This is a genomic window from Streptomyces sp. WM6372, assembly GCF_001279655.1.
Classification (GTDB): Bacteria; Actinomycetota; Actinomycetes; order Streptomycetales; family Streptomycetaceae; genus Streptomyces.
The window spans coordinates 59531-78869 of record NZ_LGDB01000188.1 but is presented as its reverse complement, the minus strand read 5'-3'; the positions used below and the strand labels follow the sequence as shown (position 1 = coordinate 78869).

Below are 19339 nucleotides of genomic sequence, written 5' to 3'. Positions count from 1 at the left end.
GGCGGGGGCGGGGGCGGGGGCGGGGGACGAGCGGCGAGGCCCCCGCCCGTCTTGGTAGGGGGTCTCGTCCAGTAGCGGCGCGGGGGAGTTGCTGCCCTTGGCCGGCTCAACGGCTCTTGTACATCGCGACCGTGAAACTGACCTTCTTGCCGTTGTGGTAGTCGGTGCTGTCCCACACCGAGATGTGAGAGCTGTCCTGCATCCGCAGCTGCAGCACCTCATCGGCGTTGTTCCAGTTGTATCCGACGAACTGGAAGTTCGGCTCGGGACTGTCTCCCATTCTCCTGTTTCCCCAACTGCAGATATGCGACGAGTCGTTCTCGCAGACGTCCCAGGCCCTGGCGTACGGGTGGCAGTCCTCTCCCTGCCACACGTCGATACGCTTCAGCCTCGCGTCGGACGAGCGCCACGTTCCGTTGAACCGGTTGGCGGAGCACGAGGCGGCTGCTTCTTTCGTCGAGGAGACGGTGAGCACCACCGAGAGGGAGAGCGTCAGGGCGGCCGTCAAGAGCACGGCCATGATCTGGCGTAGTGGAATGCGGGCAGAAGAGACCTGTGTCATCGTGAACCTCCGATAGCGGGTCGCAGCGCGGGGATCCCGTCGTCACACGACGCGTTGTCCCCTACTTCGGCTGAACGCCACCCATTAGGGCCCGGATCATTTAGCCCTTTACCCCCTGCCCATTCCAGAGCAGCACTCCGCAAGCCTGATCGCAAGTCGGCAGGATTTTGAATTTCGCGCACGATTCAATGATGAATGCGATCCAAAGTGGATCGGTCAATGAGATTCTTCAGCCTTGGCGCTCCAGGGTGAGGACGGCTTTGGCGATTGACGTCATGCGGTTCGGACTACATCGGGGACCTGCGGAAGATCCGCCAGGATTTCAAGCGGGCGACGCCGCGTTCGACCGGTGCCCGTGCCGCGGCCAGGGCCCGGTTGACGGTCTTCTCGGTGGGGGTGAGTTCCTGCAGGGGCCTGCGTTTGATGCCCGTGGTCAGCCAGGGGCCGTCGCGCTGGTAGGCGAGATCGGCCAGGATGGGAACGCCCTGGCGCTCGCAGATGCGGATGATCCGGTGGGTGCGGGCGGCGGTCAGGTCGTGGGCGCTGCCCGGCGGCGCGGGTGAGAGCCACAGCAGCCGGCCGTCCGGATCGGTGACCACCTGTACGTTCACTCCGTGCCGGCGGTGCTTATGGGAGTGGTCCGCGCGTGAGTCGCCGACCCGGTCGCACTCGGCGAGGGTCCCGTCCAGCAGGACGAAGTCGGGATCGGCCTCGCGCAGGGCCCTCAGTAGACCTGGCGCACGTTGGGCGAGCAGGTCGGTGACTGCGCTGGTGTAGGCGTGGGCGGTGGACTCGCTGATCCCGAACTCAATAGCGATCTTTGACAAGGTTGTGTGCTCACGTAGCTACCCCCCACCCATAGCCAGACCAACGACCAACGAGCAACCTTGCCACCAGTCACGCCAAACGCCGTTGCAGTACTAGGGGGCCGCCATCAAGAATGAGGCCCGGGCCTCCGCGAGGTCCAGCAGGGCATCAGCCGACTGGCGTCCGCGACGTCCATGATCCACAAGGATTTGGACGCCAAGTGACGCGGCGGAACCACCGGCGCCAGGGTGGATGACTGCGTTTGCCAGTCGCTACGGGCCGCCGGAGACTGGTGATATAAGCATGGCCCCGCCTCTGGAAACTGGGCTGGCCGGCGCCGATGCTTCTCCCGTTATTGTCACGCCCAGTGGGCTCCTGCCGTTCGTCCACGAGACCCTCGCGGAGGGGCGTGGCAACGCTGTGTCCTACCGCATCGAACGTCGCGAACCCTCCCCGCGTCGGTGCCTGCTTGCCCGTTTCTCATTCCCAGGAGGTGTCCTATGAGTAAGACCTCCCGACTCAACTGCATCATCCCCCCGCACCTTCTCAAGAGGCTTCTGGAGAGCGAAGACACCGACGTGCGCCAGGCCGCCTTGGACACCATGCTGACCACCGCTCGCCTGCGGGGCGAACGAGCGGTCCGGGCGTCCTTCGCCGGCCCGGCCGCAACCGCAACTGGTAACGGTCGGCGCACCGTCTTCGACTGCGACCATGGGAGCTTCCTCCCATCCGCTGTTCTGGCCAGGTCGGAGGATGGATCGGAGTCCGCGGACGAGTCCGCAAACCGGGCATTCGGCGGACTCGGCCTGACACGCGATTTCTACAAGGAGGTGTTCCAGCGTGATTCGATCGACAGCCACGGGATGCGCCTGGACGGGTACGTTCACTTCAGTGTGAAGTTCAACAACGCGTTCTGGGACGGACGGCAGATGGTCTTCGGCGACGGAGACGGAAAAATTTTGGGAGACCTCACCAGATCCCTGGACGTGATTGCGCACGAGTTGACGCACGGAGTCACCGAACACACTGCCGGGCTCGTGTACCACAATCAGTCCGGGGCCCTGAACGAGTCGATGTCGGATGTTTTCGGGTCGTTGGTCAAGCAGTGGTCGCTGAAACAGTCGGTTGAGGAGGCGGACTGGCTGATCGGGGCTGACGTGTGGACTCCGGGGATCGATGCCGACGCCCTGCGATCGATGAAGGCCCCGGGGCACGCATACGACAACGCACTGTTCGGAAAGGACCCTCAGCCTGACCGTATGAGCAAATTCGTTCACCTGCCGGACACCGAGGAAGGGGACTCCGGCGGGGTGCACTTCAACTCGGGCATCCCGAATAAGGCGTTCTTCCTGGCGGCCGTAGGCATCGGCGGATTCGCGTGGGAGGGTGCCGGGCCCATCTGGTATGAATCGCTGAAAGCGTCCAGCGCCGAGACCCAGTTCCAGGACTTCGCGGACACCACCTTCCAGAAGGCCGGGGAACTCTTCGGCATCGGCAGCGCCGAGCAGTCGGCTGTGCTGGCGGCGTGGCAAGGGGTGGAAATTCCCATCAGAGGCGTCCCGACCGGAGTAGCCCGGGCGCGGAACCTTGCGGCCGACGGGAACGGTGGTGTGAGACGACAGGACGGCCTCGCAGCCCTGACCAGGCAGGTCGGGGACCTGAGCACCCAGATGACGAGGCTGGCCAAGGATGTGACCGCGTTGAAGCGGGCCGGTTGACACCAGAAATTGCCGCCGCCCGAACCTGGACCCATCGTAACGAGGTTGCGCGCAGTGAAGGTGACTCTGGTGACACACGGCGGGCTGGCGGCAGCGGTCAATCTCCGCCTCCCGCCCAAGGTGCTGGATACGGACACCCTGCCGGAGAATGCCGCCCCGGAGCTGGCCCGGCTGGTGGCGGCGGCCGTCGCAACGCCCAAGGCGGACCAGCCCAACCGGGCCAGGGATGCGATGAGCTACACGATAACGGTGGAGGACGGCGGTCGTTCAACGGTCCTCAAGCAGTCGGACGCCGCCATGACCCCCGCGTTCGCGGACCTGCTCACTCGGCTGCAGAAATACCTGGAGCAGCAGTGACGCCTGCCGGGCCAGGTTGTCGACCACCCGCGCTGCTGGGCAGGTCGGTCGTTGGTGCGGTTACGGGTGGGGAACGTGTTGATGCCCGGTCGTGGGCGGGTGAACTGAAGGCCTTGCATGAGCGGTTCGTGGGTACGGGGGACCGGACCGGATCCACCGGCTGCTGAACCGGATCGACTGGAACGCGGACGAGGTCCTGGGCGACGTGCGGGACTACGTGGCCGACCACCTCGGCGATGCGAATGCGGCGCTGATCGTGGATGACACCGGGTTCCTGAAGAAGGGTGTCCGCTCGGCCGGGGTTCACCGCCAGTGCTCCGGAACTGCCGGCCGGACGGAAAACTCCCAGATGGGGGTGTTCCTCGCCTCTGCCGGCGAACGTGGCCGCACGTTGATCGACCGCCGCCTTTACTTGCCCGCCTCATGGACGGATGCCCGCGACCGGTGCAGGGCCGCGGGCATCGACGATACGGTCGTCTTCGAGACACAGGTGGCGGGTGCGCTGAGTGGGTCTTGCGCTGCCTCGTGTAGGGCGCGCATCGGTACGAATCGCGTTCAGGTGACTACTTTGCCTGCATGCCGAATGCTCAGGCGCAGTTGAAGCTGCGAGACGTGCCGGGCTGGGCGGTGGGGTTGTGCCTGTTCGGGCTCGCCGCCGGTCTCTTCATGATCCTCTGGTACGGGGCGGATCCGCCGTTCCGGGCCAGACCCTCGCAGGACGGCGAATTGCTGCTGCAGTTCGCGGCGGAGGCAGATACGGCCCGTGCCATCGTGAAGGACGGAGGCGGGTCCAAGCTCTTCCAGGACGGCCTCGTGCTGGACTGGCGCTGGTACGTTCCCGGGTACGGAGCGGCCCTCGCCGGGGCTTTCGGACTCGGGCACCTGCTCCTCTACCGGAAGTCCACGCGCCTGTGGGCGCGGCGCGCGCTCATTCTCACCCCTGTGGTGGTGGCGGCGGACTGCGTGGAGGACATCTTCCTCTGGAAGGCACTTGACCGGATCAAGGCCGCCCCGGACGGTCCTGTACTGCCCTGGCTCGGCGTCTTGCGGACGGCCGCGGAGCGTGATCTGGAGCGGAACTTGCAGTGGGCGACCTACTTCGCCCAGGTGAAGTGGGCGCTCGTCGTCCCGCTGGTGGCAGCGGCCGTGCTGATCGTCGTCACACTCTACTGCCGTCGTGTGCAGGACCCCTCCATCTTGACGAGCGGGCGGGAGGACCATCCCCGTCCCGTCGTGGCCCACGCCAATCGGCCCGCCGGCGAGACGGAGAGCCAGCGGAGCCACCCCGACGTGATCCTTCCGCCCGCTGCGCCCCACGACTGGGAGCCCCGACCCGAGTGGATCGCCCCCGACCCGGCACAACCACAGCAGGTCCAGGATCAGGACCCAGACGACAACGCGGTCACCCGCTGGCGCACGCGTGCCTACCAGCCGCCCGGTCGAAAGCCCGCGGAGCTCGGCTTCTGCGTTTCCGGCGGCGGTATCCGGTCGGCCTCGATCACCCTGGGCGCGCTGCAGGCGCTGCGCGGGCAACTGCTCAAGGCGGACTATCTGTTGTCGGTGTCCGGTGGCGGGTACACAGCCGGTGCCCTCCAGCTGGCCCTGACCGGTGCCCGGCTCAAGGACGCGGACGGGAAGCCTTCGGTGCGGCCCGGCCTTGCGGAGCCCGCCGACGCGTTCGCACCGGGCAGCCAGGAGGAGGACCACATCCGCCGCCACGCCAAGTACCTGGCTGACACGCCCAAGGAGAAGATGCACGCCGCGGGGGCGGTGCTGCGGGGCATGGCCGTTTCCTTCGGCATGTTGGCGCTGCTCTTCGCAGTGGTGGGCGAGTTCCTGAACGCGTTCTACTCGCACCTTCCGCTGACCGACCTGCACCGTTTCATGCCGCAGACGAAGGCGTTCGTGTCGACGTGTCAGGTTCCGGACGGTCCGAGGTGTTCCGGGCCCCCACAGGCGTTCCTGCCGTCCCTTGAGTTGTATCCGCACGCCTGGCACCCCGTTCTCGCCCTGTTCGGCCTGGCGGGCCTGCTGTCCGTGGGAGCCGCCTTCGTAGGGGCGGGGAACATGAAGTCCCGTCCCGCCTGGCTGCGCAGCATTGTGAACACGATCGTGGCAATGGCCCTGGCGGTCGCCGTCATCTCCATCGTCCTTCCTGCGGTGATCTGGTTCTTCGCCTGGCTGGCGCTCGAACAGGGGGTGGTGCACAACGACGGCAGGGGACTGTCGGTGCTCGCCGCGCTCACGGCGGCGGCGACTGCGGTCGGAACCTGGTTCACCGTCGTCCACAAGACAGTGAAGGAGATGAAGCCGGACGGGGAAAAGGCCGGCAAGTTCGGCAAGGGCGGTCCGTCCCTTGTCGTTCAGGTCGGTGCAGGCTGGATGAAAATCGTGGTGTGCTGGCTGGTGCTGCTCCTGGTCACGTTCTTCTACTTCGCCCTCATGTCCTGGGCGGCCGTTTACGCCGGTACGTGGGACATCTGGTGGAAGGCCGGAATCCCGATCGCGCTGATCGCGCTGTCGCTCGTGATCGACCAGACCACCTTCAGCCTGCACCCCTTCTACCGACAGCGGCTGGCGGGCACCTTCGCCGTCCGGCGCGCGGTGTTGAAGGACGGCTCGGTGGGTGCCCTGCCGTACGACTACAACCGCGAGCCGACCCCGCTGGACCCCTACGCGCAGCGAGTGCAGGGCTTCCCCCAGGTCATCTTCGCCGCCTCGGCTGCCATTTCGCTGCGCAACCGCACCGCCCCCGGGCGCCCCGCCGTGCCCTTCACCTTCGCCTCCGACTACTGCGGTGGCCCCGACACGGGCTGGGTCCGCACCGACACCCTGCAGAACACGGCCCCCGCGCTGATCGGACGCGACTTGACCGTGCAGTCGGCCGTCGCCGTGTCAGGAGCGGCCTTCGCCTCCGCGATGGGCACTCAGACGATGTTCATGGAGCGGCTGCTCGCCCTTTCCAACGTGCGGCTGGGCACCTGGGTCCCCAACCCGCTCTACCTCGCGGAACTGGCGAAGTACGGGCCCTGCCGGATCATGCCGCGGCTGCCACGGGTACGGCGGCTACGGTACCAACTCCAGGAACTGGTGAGCTGGTACTCGGATACCACTCCCTTGCTGCTGTGCACGGACGGCGGGCACTTCGACAATCTCGGTCTGGTCGAGACGCTCCGGCTCCGCTGCCGGACGATCTACGTCATCGACTCCTCAGGGGACACGCCGCCGCTGGCCACCACCCTCGCGCAGGCGGTCACGCTCGCCTACGAAGACCTCGGAGTGAAGATCACCTTCAAGGACGAGGGGCAGAACCTGCTGGACCTGGTGCCCGGCAGCGCCCCACCGCTCCCGCCCGAGACGCCGATGGCCGCGCTGAACGCCCGGTTCTCCGCCACCAGTGTGGTGCGCGGCACGATCGAGTACCCCGAGCCGGTCGAGTTCTCGCCCGGCACACCGGCCGACACAAAGGGGACGATCGTCTTCGTGAAGGCCAGTCTGACTCCCGACATGCCGTACGAGCTGCTCAGTTACGCCCTCAGGGAGAAGGCCTTCCCCCGTCAGGCCACCTTCGACCAGTGGTTCGACCATGCCCAGTTCGACGCTTACCGGGAGCTCGGATACCACATCGGCACCAAGGCCGGGGAAGTGCGTTCTGCCAGGTGATATCGGAACGTCCTTCCTTGGCGACGTGGGACGTGGCAGCGGCACCGGGCTCAGCCCGGAGCCGCGCTCCCCGTGGTCCGCTCCAAGCGCCGCGCATTCAGCCCCCGTGGGGACGTCCGCGCGTAACAAGCCGGAGCCCGGGCGTGGTGCTGTGCGGGGGAGCGAACCGCGGCCTGCCTCGTTCCCTGCGGAGGGGGGACCTGCGGTGGCCCTGGGCCAGGGGGATGTGCCACAGGGCGGCCGAGGCGGGCCACGACGGATCGGGCCCCGGCCTCGGGTCCGCCGGCCGCTCCGCGAAGGAACGGGTCAGGTGACGCGGGAGGAGCGGTACGAGAGGGTGGGACGGGGATCCAAGAGGCGGCCGGAGGCGGAGAACGCGGCTGCGCCGAACCCCTCTTGCCGCACGTCAACCGCGGGGAACTCCTTACAGGCGGTCTGCGGCTGGGCGGTGGAGTCGTTGAACCGGCAGGCGATGCCCGTGAGCCTGATGGTGATGAAGTCCGCGATCTGGGCTCCGAACTCGATGGGCCTCCCGCCGATGGTGATGTCCCCGACGTCGAAACCCTTGTCCTGGGGAACCTCGTAGACGGCGCGGACACGGTGCTCCGAGTCGCCTCTCACATAGGTCCAGTAGCTTTGGGGATCGGAGCCGTCCGGGGTCTCCCAGCCATCCGTCGACAGGTCGTCGAAGTACAGGCCCACTGGGTCGGCGAGGCTGATGTCGGCCTTCTGGCGGGCCAGGGCGTTGACTCCTGCACCGATGTGGGGATCACTGTTGCGCTCTGCGGCACCGTACTTGCTGCAGTTGACGAGTTCCTGCTCAGTGCTCACCTCCTGGCCGTTGATGACGCGCCGAATGGTGGCTGCCGCAGCCAACTCGATCTCTGCGCCCAGGGTGTTGTTCGGCTGAATCAAGTGCATGGCGCCGTGGCTCGTGGAGTTGTTCCACTTGTTGCGCGGTTGGTATCTGCCACTGGGCGAGAACAGATCCTCCTTGCGCACGTTCGGACTGATGAAGCTACGGTAGAGGTCGACCACCGTGTCCGGGTTCGTCTGCGCCAGGATCTCCCAATACTCGGGGCCTTCACACGTGAACGTAACCTGGGTGATCTTTCCCGAGCCATCCCGGGTGACGCTCCACTCGCAGTACTCGTCCTGGACGTCGCGGCTGGCGTCGGCGCGCTGCCATCGCTGGAGATCGCCAACGGAAGTGATCTTGATAATGCGGGGGAACGCGGTCCATGTGATGGAGGCGCGCTGGACGTCCGAGGCCGTATCCGCGCTGGTCAGGTTGTAGAACTGCGGTCTCGGACTGTCGTTCAGTACCTGACGGGGATCGGGGCCCTGAATGGCCTCGTCGACCGTGTCGGAGATGAACACGTTCCAGGCCTTGCGGCCGAAGTCGTCCAGATCGTCGAGGTTGCCGGGCGGCCCATAAGCATTCACTGTGGCCATGGCGCTCGTTCTCCTTGCTCGTGAAGACGGAGGGGTGAAACGCAGCGGTCGCTGGCTCCGCTGAAGCTGATGCCGTGGCGGCTGATGAGGGGCGGCTTCAGGTCAGCTCCGCGACGGTGGCGTCCTCGCGCATCGCCAGCGGTGGCGCGCCGGGGGGAATGTTGGTGACCGGCAGGGTGAGCTCGAACTCATTCAGTTTCATGAGGCGAAATTGCCGACGCCGCGACTCGGCCAACCGGACGTAGTCGTCGAATCCGGATGCGGTCTGGATCTGCTGGGTGACCTTGCGCAGATAGGCGTCCACCCGCTGTCCGAAAACTGATTGCCAAACGTCTTCAGGCACCTGCCAGTGCGCGGCGAAGCGGGCTTCGGGACTGCCAGCGGGCAGGTTTCGCGTTCGCACGGCGTCCAAGATGGCCTGGGTGACCTTGTCACACAACTCCACGGCCTTCGTCGGCGTGGTCGGCACGTACCGCATGAGGAGACTGCGGGCAGGGCTGAAGACCGGGTTCGGAAAGTCCACCATCAGCACGCAGGCGGCGAACCTGGCCGAGATGAGCCCCTTGCGGACCATCTGCCGGATCACCTCGTTGTCCTCGTGGGCAGCCTCGGGGACAACGAAGGCGAAAAACGTGTCACCTGGCTGGGAGAAGCCGCTGCACTTCTCCTCCAGCCGGAAACCAAACCGCGTCAGGCCGGCCAGGTACCCGGCGGCCCGTGCCCTGGGCGGAGCGGCCTGCGTGAACAGTCGCAGGTCGTCGAACAGGACGTCCTGGTTCAGCCAGAACCCCGTGGGTAGCGTCAGCTCGCCACTGTCCGCCGTGATGGTGCTGCTCTGCCGGTCCGTACTGGTGAGGTTGACCGTGGTGCTGGTGAACAGGTGGCGCAGCAGCCGGTCGGGGTGGTCCACAACGCCGTTCGCGGTTACCTCGGCGAGGCGGGAAGCTGTCCACCGGGTGATGAGACACCGGACCGTCAGTTCCAGCCGCTCGGCTCCGATGACCTGCTGGAACAGCTGGTCATGGCGGAGCGGGTCATCATCGGCGAGCCGGATCGTGGCCCGCTCTGACTGCCAGTTGATCCAGGGGATCCTCAGTTCCTTCATCACGGCGCTGCCGTTGATGTGGCTGTCGAAGCAGCCCTTGCCCCGCGAGTCCGGCTCCAGCGCGTGCCAGGAGTTGCCCGCCCACACCCAGCTCGATTCGAAACGGGCATAGAAATTGAAGACCCTCGCCACAGAATCCCACGCCGCGACCTGAAGGAATCCCTTCTTGGGGTCGCCGCCAGCCTGGGTGCTGACCAGAAGGTCCACCTGATTGCCGTCCACGGCGGTGGTGATCACGAACCGCATGTCGCGCTCGCCGATGGCAGCCGGTGAGATTTGCCCGGCCTCGCTGACCAGATACACCTTGCGTGAGGCGGCTGCCGTGGCGGGGAGTTCGGACAGCAGTTCCTGCACGGTGGTCGGAAACCTGCCCACGCGGAAGAACGTAACCGCCATCGGGTCACCCAACTCCGCCAGTTCCTCGTCACTGACGGGCCGAGCCCGATCGTCACGGCCGCTGATCCTGCGATACAGCCGTCCCGGCTCCAGCGCAGTCGAACCTGGTCCGCAGCCGCCATCGGCGATGTCAGGACCCAACGGGACGTGACCGGATGAATCGCGCAAGGCAGCCGAGACGCGGGCGGCGTCGGCCTCCTCGCCGACAGTTGCACTCATCCAGGCGGTCGCCCGCCGCCGCTGCGCGTGGTCCGGCATGGCCAGTCCGCTCCCACAATGTGTCATTTTTCCAGAGGCACCAAAAGCCAATGCGCAAATGCATACCCAGGCATGCAAGCCCATTTCGGCGGCAGCCGCAGATCCACTCCAATGGCTGCACCTGCCACTGAGTCGATGAGACGGTGAGAGTCTGGTGCTGCCCTCATCCGCATGCTGCGCGCCGTTGCGGTAAGCGCCCTCGTCCGCGCCGCCCAGGAGACCGCCGGCAGGTACGCAACTCGGCATGCTTTCCACCCGGCCCGCACGCGGCGCCTTGGTCGTATGCCTCGTCGCCGATGGCCGGAACCTCCTCAGCCACCACACCGTGACGGACGCGCGTCCGGTATCGAATGAGGGCGTCCGGGCCCGTCGGGTGTCGGCGGCCGCTCGTGCGCCAGACGCAGCGCCGTCAGGTCCGGCACCATGATCGTGCGCTTCCCGATTGCAGATAAGGCAGCAACGCAGGTCGCCCCGGTTCGCCGACGCGGTGAAGGCGCGCTCCAGGGCCGAATGGGATCCGGGCACAGCCGTGCTGAGACCACCCTCGCCCGCCGATCAGGTCGCTCTTGGCCGGCCGACGAGGGTGCTGTGGGGCTTGGTGCTGGTGGTGTTAGAAGGTGATGGTGCGTCCCTCGCGCTCGGCTTGTCGCGCGGTGTAGGCGACGCCGTGGACTTTGATGCCGTCCGGGTTGAGGAGGGTGATCGTGCCGCCTTGGCTGCCGAGATGGAATCCGTTGCCGCCCGGGACGGTGAGGGTGGTGCCGGGCTGGAGCGTACCGGCGGGGAGCGGGAGGGTCTGCTGGTCGAGGTCGGTGAGCTGCCATCCTTGAAGGTCGACCGGCGCTGGAGAGGTGTTCAGTACGGTGACGGCTTCGGGCGCGGGGCCGGAGGGGTTGACCAGTGCGGCCATGATCCGCAGGGGTTCGTCGCGGTCGCCGGAGCGGGGTGGTGCGGTGTCGAGGGGGTGACCGGTGTTGTCGCCGGTGTGCCATGCCTGGGACTGGAAGGCCAGGAAGATCGCGACCCAGCGGTTTTCGGAGGGTAGGTGTACGAACAAGGCGCCGTCCTGCCAGACGCCGTTGTCGGAGCGGAAGCGGCCGCTGTTGCCCTGGTTCATATGGATGTCGTGTACGCCGTTGCCGGGCCTGAAGCCGAACACCTTGTCGGCGATGTTGGCCTCGGGACCGAACCTTTGCCCGAAGACGTAGAGGGCGGCGGTGGGGTCGGCGATGGCACGCTGCACGTAGTGGTCGAGCAGGTCGGCCAAGTCGTTGTCGGCGCCCTCGATATCGGGCGGGAGCATTCGCATCGAGGCGGGGTCGAACAGGTTGCCGCGGATGAAGTCCAGGCTGGCCTTGCCCGCCTGTGACACCAGGGCCGTCCATCCGGCGCCGGCCGGCGGGAGCAGCTCGGTCACGGGATGGCGGAAATCATCGTCGGCCAGGTACAGGAGCTCGGAGGGCGTCTGTTGTGACTCGACGTTGACAGCGGCCCGGTAGTGGGTGCCGGCGTTGTCGGTAAGGTGGATCTGGTAGTGAGGGGTATCGCTGGATCCCTCCCGGCGCCGGTCGACGGCGCGGGCGGCCAGGACACCGTAACCTTTTAGCGGCATGGGTCATCCTCTGGATTCCGGTGGGAGCGGCACGGCCGGGGTGTGGGCGTGTCGGTGGAACAAGCATGGTGCGGGCCGTCGAGGGCGTCGGCGAGGTCCGCCGGCGCCGGCGGATCGCCGACCTCCTGCATCCCGAGCCAATCGTGGGCGAGCCGGGTGATCGAGCCGGCCGGAGCCTTGGGCTCCGCCGGGTACGCGGCCCGGTCCTTGGGACCGAAGCGACCACCGGGCAGGTGGGGTTCTTCAGATTCCAGGTGCCGGTGACCGCCATGTCCCAACCTCGCCGTGCGCCGGGGCAGCCCTGACGACTGCTTGTCCTCCTGGCCGTTATCCCCCGACCAGGCCCCGGCGGGACACCGAATCACCTAATGTTCACCCACCTTGCCCTGCGGCCCATCTCCCGCTGGGTCAAGGCGACCGGGCCGCACCGTTACTGGTCATCTCGGCGGCGAGCCGGCCCGCGGCACACGCGTCGAGGCGGGCGGCGAGCAGCTGGCGGGAGCAGATGAGGGTGCAGGCCTGCTGGTGAAGGCAGCCCGGCAAGTGGCGCCCTGAAGCTCGCAGCGGCAGTGCGGGCGTCGCGGGAAGGCACGGTACGCCTGCGCAGCAGCACCACCTGCTGGTCCACGCCCCACGGCGCTGACCGTCCAAGCCCGTGGTGGGAGAATCGGTCCGGCCGCCGCGGCCGGGCGGCCTCATGGCCGGGCAGGCCCCTGCTCGCAGCGCTGCGGCGCCCTGCTGACGAGCGTAGATTTGGTGGTGCGCCCGGCTGGAGGGAGACGATCCCATGGACACAGCCATCCGCATCGAGGTACTGCCTGCGCGATTGGGCGACTGCTTGCTTGTCGAGTGTGCGCGCGGGAGCGGGCCGCCTTGGCGCATGCTCGTCGACGGCGGCCCTCCGGGCACCTGGCCCCGGCTCGAAATGAGGCTGAGCCGGCTCGAACCCGACGACCGGCACATTGACGTCGCCGTGGTGACCCACATCGACAGCGACCACATAGGCGGCATGCTCCAGTTCCTGCGGAGCGAGTACGCCGAAGACGTCGGAGACTACTGGTTCAACGGCCCTCCACACATGCCCTCCCGGAGCAGGGTGGAGGGCAGCGTCGCCGAGGGGGAGAGCCTGGTAGCGGCGCTGCTCGGGGAATCCGTCGGTCCCGTACTTCCGTGGAACCGGGTATTCGGCGGCGGTCCCATCGACACCGGGGACGCGTTCGGGTTCATCGAGGTGCCGGTCCGGGACGGGCCACACATCACCGTCCTCTCACCGACCAACGAGCGCCTGGCGATCCTGGAGCGCGAGTGGTTCGAAACCATTGACCAGGCCCGGCGTGGCTGGCAGGCCGAGGTAAGGCCCGACATCCTGGAGCCCCTCGGCGATCTGGCCGCCGTTGCCGCTCAGAAGACGGCCGACGACACGACAGCTCCGAACGGGAGTAGCATCGCGCTGCTGATCGAGCACCGCGGCGCCCGCGCCGTGCTCGGGGCGGACGCGTTCGGTACTGTGCTCGGGGCCGGCCTGAAAGGGGTGGCCGCGCACCGGGGTCTGCGGGTCTTGGAGGTGGATGCCTTCAAACTTCCCCACCATGCCAGCCGGCGGAACGTGACCGAGGCACTCCTTGAGGTCGCCCCCGCCCGGCACTACCTCGTGTCCACCAACGGTGACACCTACCACCATCCCGATGACGCGGCACTCGCCCGCGTCGTACTGTCCGCACCGGACGGCCCGACGCTGTGGTTCAACTACCGCACGCAGCGCACTGCCCGGTGGGCTGATCCGGAGCTGTGCGAGCGATACGGTTACTCCGCGAGCTTCCCCGCGGACCCAGAGACCGGCACGGTCCTTGAACTGCCGGCGACGGCGTGATGCTCCACCGGGACCCCGCCGCCGAGGTGCGGTGCGGGGGCGCACTGGTGGCAGCGGCCACGACCGCCATCCTCACCAGGGGCCCGTAGGTCTTGGGCCGGCCCGCGCGGCTGCATCCTTGAACCCTTTGAGGCCCTTGGCCGCGAATCGTCCACGCCGCTTGCGGACCATGTTGACGATGACCGCCAGGTCCCGCGCGATGGCCCCGTTGTCCAGGCCCGCAGCCGCCGCCAGCACGATCCGCGCCCGCGCCTGCGCCTTCAACGAGCCCGCTGTACGGATCAGACGCTCGCGCCCCGTCTCGTCCAGCTCCACCACGACCGCCTCGCCTTCCCCGCGCACACTCACCCGCCCCGACCAAATAGGGCCTCGGCTATGACAAGCACGACCCAGCCGGGAAGAACGGCGGGAACAGCCGCAACGGCACCCGCGCGAAGGCCGTGCTGACGGACGTCGGCCCGGTGGAGATATCCGCCTCGCCCGCCGCGACGGAACCCAGACCATCCTGCGGGCCAGCTTCGAGCCCGACGCCGGACCGGAGCCCCCGCCCAGTTTGCCGCCGCCTGACGAGCACTCGCCGTCTCCACGGACCACATGCGCGTCGAGCTCGCCGACGACGCGGCGGAACCCGCCGTCGCGGAGCTGCTGAGGGCCGGGCTCGGCCCCTATGTGGGGACTTCCGTCGTTTCGGTCGTGACGCGGGGCGCGATTCGGGATCGTCGTTGAGAGGCCGCACACGAGGTGCCACGTGGGTGCCTGGCGGCGCAGGTGCGGTGAGGCGTCCTCGCGCCGAGCAGGATCAGCCGTGCGGGCCGGTCAGCGCGACCCGCCGCAGCCTGGGCACAAGTCGAGCGGATCGCACAGCATGACGACCTGGTACGGCCCGCCCTCGTCCACCGCGGCGCCGTGGGGCGCGAACCGCCACTGGGAGGGCTTGACGTGTCGCGTCCGGTCCCGCTTCTCCACGTGGGCGTGCAGGGTGCGCGCGGCGGGGTCGTTCGCCTCGACCATGACCTCGTCGGGGGCGAGCGGGAAGTGGTCGTGGAGCAGGCACAGGCCGAAGCGGTCCAGGTTCCCGTGCTTCTCGAGTACCTCGACGAGGTCCCGTACGAACGCCGCGTCCGAGGGCCCCAGCCCTTCGGCTTCCTCGAAGCGGGGGAGCTTGCGCGCGGTGGATTCCTTGGGGTGGGTCATGGCACGTCCCGTGGAGTGTGGGCAGGCCCCCCGATGCCATCGTCGGCCGCGGAGCGTTCTTCCGCAATCCGGTTGGCGGAGGCCGGGAGGGTGAGCGGGGTGCGGCGGCCGCGTGTCCGGGTGCGGCGGGGTGCAATACGTGTTAAAGGGTCTCAGGACGGGGTGCCGGAGGAGACGATGTGAACGGGGCGGGATGGTGCAAACCCGGTGGTGGAGCCTGATCCTACTGCTCACCGCAGCCATGGCGGCGTGGGGCGGGGCACAGCAGGCGCACGCCGTCGACGTCTGTGAGGCGGGGAGGCTGAAGGCCCGCAACGTGAGTGCCAGGCTCGATTTCGACTATCACGACCGCACCTACGCTCAGGTGATCTCGACCCTCATTGTCAGTGTCTCCGCGAAGGAATGGCCCCGCGCCATGGATCTGGCACTCAGCGAGAAGTCGGCTCTGTACCAGAAGGCGATGCGCTGCCTCCTCCGGGGGGATGACACCGCCCCGCGCAGTCGTGAGTGGCGCTTCCACGACCCGCGGGTGAGCGTCCGGGGCGACCTGGTCACCGTGAATTACGAGGCGACCGCATGGATCGAGCAGAACAGGCCTTTTCTGCTCGGTCCATGGCGGATCGAGGTCAACAGGAAGGGCGACAACTGGCGCGTCTTCCTCCGGCCGCCGAACACGCTGAAGAATGCCAAGTGGGGCCAGGTCGAGGTCCAACTGGACGGGCTCGAAGCCACCAATGTCTTTCCTCCGCCTTCCTCTGCCGACCCGGAGCGCCTGGTGTGGTCCGAACCGGAACCCTTCGACGTGCGGGTCGAGGTGGAGCCCCCCTGGCAGCGCTCCTTCAATGTGGGCGAGCAGTGGCGGACCCTGGGCTGGGTGGGCGTCGCCACTTGGTGGGCGTTCACCTCGCTGGTGAGCGTGGTGGCCGTGCTCTATGCGTTGCGGAGGCAGCCCGGTGCATCCGTTTCACCAGCTGCTTCCGGCACCCCGGGACCGGTCGGCTTCGCAAGGGTGATCCTGCTGTGGGCCGTCCTCAGCGCGGTGGTGGCGGCTGTCCTGCGCGTGCTGATCGTGGATCGGCCCCCATCCGCCGGACCGTCCTGGCGCCACCTCGTCGCCATTGCGCTGGCTCTGGTCCTGGTGCTGGCCGCCCGTCCGTGGCGTCACATCACGTCTTCGTCTCCCCCCACCGCGCAGGAGACAGCAGCCGGCATCGACGTCAAGGACGCCCAGCGACGTCGGGCCTGGGCGGTGAGCCTGATCGCCTCAGCCGTGGCGGTGTCCGGCTTCCTGTCGGTCGTCGCCCTTCCGGGCCTCATCGGGCTGACACTGCTGGCGCTGGGGACGCTGTGGTTGTGGCTCGCTGCGATGGCGGCATGGGCGTGGCGTTTCGTGCGGGAAGGGGCGATGGCCCGGCGTTCCTGGAACAAGGCGTGGGACGAGGCGCCGATCCGTTCCACGGTGGTTGCGACAGCCCTGCTCGCGGTGATGGCGGCGGCGCTGCTCACCTCCTTCTGGTGGACGCACGCGCGTTTGTGGAGTCGCGTCTACTGGCTCATCGACGGGCCCGAGACCGCCCGCAGCCGGGAATGGGTCGGGTTTCTCGTCCAGTTCCCCTACTCCGGCCTCACGTGGGTCTACGCCTATGCGTGGCTGCTGACGGGCATCGCGCTCGTCGCGTTGCTGCAGATCCGCGTCAGAGACCGGCGGGGTCGGCCCGAAGAGTGTGACGAAGGACCGCCGTTGGGGCCGGCCAAGGCCGATCTCCTGCTGACCGTCGCGGTCTTCACCCTTTCCGTGGGGTTCCGGCAGGTCGAGTTCGCGGGTTCCAACCTGCTGTTCGGTGTCTGGCTCCTGCTGATGATCGCCTCGCTGTACGCCGTGGTCACGGTCGGCCGGGGGTTTTCCGTACTGGGTCGTACCGAAGAGGAGTTCCGCGTTCGAAGACTGGGCACCAAGCGGCGCCGGCACGTATTGCTGAACAAGGCCCACGAGTTCCGCAACCTGCACCACAAGCTGTACGCGCTGGACCGTGGCCGGGCGGAGGGAGACCTCTCACGCGAGGAGGTGGAAAAGAGGCTGGACGGGCTTCACCACTGGCTGTCCGCCGGGCGAGGCAAGGGGCGTCCACCAGCCCAGATCTCCGTACTGGACGCAGCCCTCAGCTGGGGGCCCGGCGACGACTGGTGGGACAACGCCAAGAGTGCCGCGCGCCTGGCATTCTGCTTTGGGTTCCCGGCCAGTCTCGCCCTCGTCTGGCTGAGCTACCTCAAGGACGACCGGACCCAGATGGCCACGTTCCAGAGCCTCACAGGACTGCCGGAGATCGCGGCGAAGTGCCTGGCGTGGCAGGTGGCATGGGCTGGAGGAGGTCTGGTCCTGGGGGCGCTGTGGCGGGTGCTCCCCGGACGCCGAAGTCCGGTGCGGGCGCTGAGCCTGACCGCTGCCTACGCCATCCCCGTCTGCGTGGGCGCCCTGGTCACCCAGATCACCGACACGGAACTCGGGTACGTCTTCCTGCACGTGGCGCTGATGCTCCTGGTCCTGACGCTCACGAGCATCTGGATGGACATGGAGACCTTCAGCGAGGAGAGGAGGTTCTGGCCCAGCGGCGTCGGCCTGCTGCTGTCGGTCTACCAGCTGCGGGGCCTGTCCGCGCAGGTCGCCTACCTGGCCGCCCAGCTGGCGATCGTCGTTGGCGTGTGGCGCAGCCTGGCCGGCAGCGACTCCCGGCCGAAGTAGGGCCCACCCCCTCAGTCCAACGCGCAGGGCCGCGCGGAAGGCCTCCTCGAACTCGGACAGGGTCTCCACCTTGTAGCCCTCCGCCCCGCACGCGCGGGCGTACGCCGCGAAGTCAGGGTTCCGGAACTCGACGAGCGCGGACTCGCCGTACGTGACCAGCTGGAAGAGCTTGATCAGCTTGAACTGGCCGTCGTTGAAGATGACCCAGATGACCGGGATCTCGTTCTCCACGGCGGTCATCAGCTCGAAGCCGGACAGCGAGTAGCACCCGTCGCCGCAGCCGACGACCACCGTCCGCTCCGGATGGGCGACCTTCAGACCGACGGCCCCGTTGACGTGTCCGGCCATCGGCCCGAAGGAGCCGGCCTTCCGGAAGTTCTGCCCCTCCTGCAGCTCCACGCAGTAGCCGAGCCACGCCGGATGGGCCCCCGCGTCGGCGAGCAGCACCCCCCGCGGCGGAAGCATCCGGCCGATCGACCGCGCGAGCTGCCCGGGGTGGATCCCTCCCGTCAGGTGGGTGATGTGCCGGGCCTCGTAGTCACGCCCGTCTACCTCCACCGGCGGGACATCGCCGACCCTCCGCTCCAGCGCGTCGGTCAGCGCGGCCACCGCCGGCCGAGCGTCGGACAGCAGCGCGTGGTCGGGCGGGTAGGCCTTGTGGAACTCGCCCTCGGAGATGTTCACGTGGATGAGCAGCTTGTCCTCGAAGAGGTCCTGGCGGTAATTGAACGTCGTGTGCTGGTTGAGGGAGTTGCCGACGCACAGCACCACGTCCGCCTCGCGGAAGGCCTTCCACGCACTGGCGTGGCCGCTGTCCGCGAAGACGCCGACCGCGAGCGGATGCCCCTCGGAGACGATGCCCTTGCCGTCCAGGGTGGTGAGCAGCGGGATCCGGAAGCGTTCGATCAGCCGCTTGATCTCGGGTCCCGCCGCGCTGCGCACCGCGCCGAAGCCGACGAGCGCGACGATCCGCCGGCCCCGCGCGAGGGCGTCCGCCAGTACGTCCGCGATCTCCTCGACGCGCGCGGGACCGGGCAGCACCGGCGGCACGTCGAGCTTCACCGGCCGGAAGTTCCGTACCTCGACGCCCCGGTGGGTGAGGTTCTCGGGTACGTGGATGTGCACCGGTCCGGGCCTGCCCTCGAAGGCGGTGTTCACCGCCTCCTCCAGGACGTCGCAGGTGTCGGCGGTATCGGTGAGCAGGAAGGACTACTTGGTCGTGGCGGCGAACATGGCCTGGGAGTCGGGCGTGCGGTTCAGCCCCGAGGTCTCGTTGAGCGAGCCCCATCCGCGCCATTCCATCGACGCGTACCCCGAGACGGCGAGGACGGGATAGGAGTCCGACATGGCCACCGCCAGACCCGAGAACAGGTTGAACGCGCCCGGCCCGGCCGTCGCGAAGCAGAACCCCAGCCTGTTGGTGTACATGGCGTAGCCGCAGGCCATGAACGACGCGGCCTGCTCGTGGCGCGTGATGACGGGCCGGATCAGCCGTGAGTGCTTCAGCGCCGGCATCAGGCCGGCCGTGTTCTCCCCGGCACCGCCGAAGGCCGCCCGTACCCCGACGCCCGCAGCCCCTTGACGATGGCCTCGTAGACCCTC

General features: G+C 67.8%; 12 protein-coding genes and 3 pseudogenes. 6 read left to right on the top strand and 9 right to left on the bottom strand.

Annotation, left to right across the window (positions count from 1 at the left end; translation table 11 throughout):
• Positions 1-106: 106 nt before the first annotated feature.
• A complete protein-coding gene (locus ADK52_RS42455) occupies positions 107-562 on the bottom strand; it encodes a hypothetical protein (RefSeq protein WP_147419950.1) in 456 nt (151 codons plus the stop codon).
• Between the two features lie 229 nt (positions 563-791).
• A pseudogene (locus tag ADK52_RS20270) lies at positions 792-1407 on the bottom strand (transposase family protein); the annotation flags it as partial.
• Positions 1408-1869: 462 nt separating this feature from the next.
• Here ADK52_RS20270 and ADK52_RS20265 point away from each other — a divergent pair.
• From ADK52_RS20265 to ADK52_RS20250, 4 genes and pseudogenes are all read left to right on the top strand, one after another.
• Positions 1870-3087, top strand: a complete 1218-nt coding sequence (locus ADK52_RS20265; protein WP_053691244.1) for a M4 family metallopeptidase — start codon at positions 1870-1872, stop codon at positions 3085-3087.
• 54 nt (positions 3088-3141) lie between these two features.
• Entirely contained in the window at positions 3142-3444 is a 303-nt protein-coding gene (locus ADK52_RS20260; protein WP_053691243.1) for a protealysin inhibitor emfourin, read from the top strand.
• Positions 3445-3574: 130 nt separating this feature from the next.
• Positions 3575-3934 (top strand): annotated as a pseudogene (locus ADK52_RS20255) (transposase); the annotation flags it as partial.
• A gap of 86 nt (positions 3935-4020) precedes the next feature.
• A complete protein-coding gene (locus ADK52_RS20250; protein WP_159045994.1) occupies positions 4021-7107 on the top strand; it encodes a patatin-like phospholipase family protein in 3087 nt (1028 codons plus the stop codon).
• 306 nt (positions 7108-7413) lie between these two features.
• Here the strand turns inward: ADK52_RS20250 and ADK52_RS20245 are convergent, their stop codons facing one another.
• The 3 genes from ADK52_RS20245 to ADK52_RS20235 all read right to left on the bottom strand — a co-directional run bounded on the left by ADK52_RS20245 (position 7414) and on the right by ADK52_RS20235 (position 11933).
• Entirely contained in the window at positions 7414-8562 is a 1149-nt protein-coding gene (locus tag ADK52_RS20245; RefSeq protein WP_053691241.1) for a hypothetical protein, read from the bottom strand.
• A gap of 97 nt (positions 8563-8659) precedes the next feature.
• Complete coding sequence (locus ADK52_RS20240; RefSeq protein ID WP_107090126.1) at positions 8660-10321, bottom strand: hypothetical protein; 1662 nt, start codon at positions 10319-10321, stop codon at positions 8660-8662.
• Between the two features lie 610 nt (positions 10322-10931).
• The gene (locus tag ADK52_RS20235; protein WP_053691240.1) at positions 10932-11933 is read right to left on the bottom strand and encodes a DUF2278 family protein; all 1002 of its coding nucleotides are present in this window, start codon (positions 11931-11933) and stop codon (positions 10932-10934) included.
• Between the two features lie 787 nt (positions 11934-12720).
• On the opposite strand from ADK52_RS20235, the gene ADK52_RS20225 reads away from it, so the two are divergent.
• Positions 12721-13803, top strand: a complete 1083-nt coding sequence (locus ADK52_RS20225; RefSeq protein WP_053691238.1) for an MBL fold metallo-hydrolase — start codon at positions 12721-12723, stop codon at positions 13801-13803.
• A gap of 72 nt (positions 13804-13875) precedes the next feature.
• Here the strand turns inward: ADK52_RS20225 and ADK52_RS20220 are convergent, their stop codons facing one another.
• Both ADK52_RS20220 and ADK52_RS20210 read right to left on the bottom strand, forming a co-directional pair.
• The gene (locus tag ADK52_RS20220; protein WP_159045993.1) at positions 13876-14121 is read right to left on the bottom strand and encodes a hypothetical protein; all 246 of its coding nucleotides are present in this window, start codon (positions 14119-14121) and stop codon (positions 13876-13878) included.
• Between the two features lie 498 nt (positions 14122-14619).
• Positions 14620-14997 carry a hypothetical protein gene (locus tag ADK52_RS20210; RefSeq protein ID WP_053691235.1) on the bottom strand — a complete coding sequence of 126 codons (378 nt, stop codon included), beginning with the start codon at positions 14995-14997 and terminating at the stop codon, positions 14620-14622.
• Between the two features lie 193 nt (positions 14998-15190).
• Here ADK52_RS20210 and ADK52_RS43830 point away from each other — a divergent pair, with 193 nt between their 5' ends.
• Positions 15191-17737, top strand: coding sequence for a DUF6185 family protein (locus ADK52_RS43830; protein WP_053691234.1), 2547 nt, complete (start codon positions 15191-15193; stop codon positions 17735-17737).
• A gap of 81 nt (positions 17738-17818) precedes the next feature.
• Here ADK52_RS43830 and ADK52_RS43825 read toward each other — a convergent pair.
• Positions 17819-18679, bottom strand: a pseudogene (locus tag ADK52_RS43825) (thiamine pyrophosphate-binding protein); the annotation flags it as partial.
• A 267-nt stretch (positions 18680-18946) separates the two neighbouring features.
• A complete protein-coding gene (locus ADK52_RS43820) occupies positions 18947-19252 on the bottom strand; it encodes a thiamine pyrophosphate-binding protein (RefSeq protein WP_053691233.1) in 306 nt (101 codons plus the stop codon).
• Between the last annotated feature and the right edge of the window lie 87 nt (positions 19253-19339).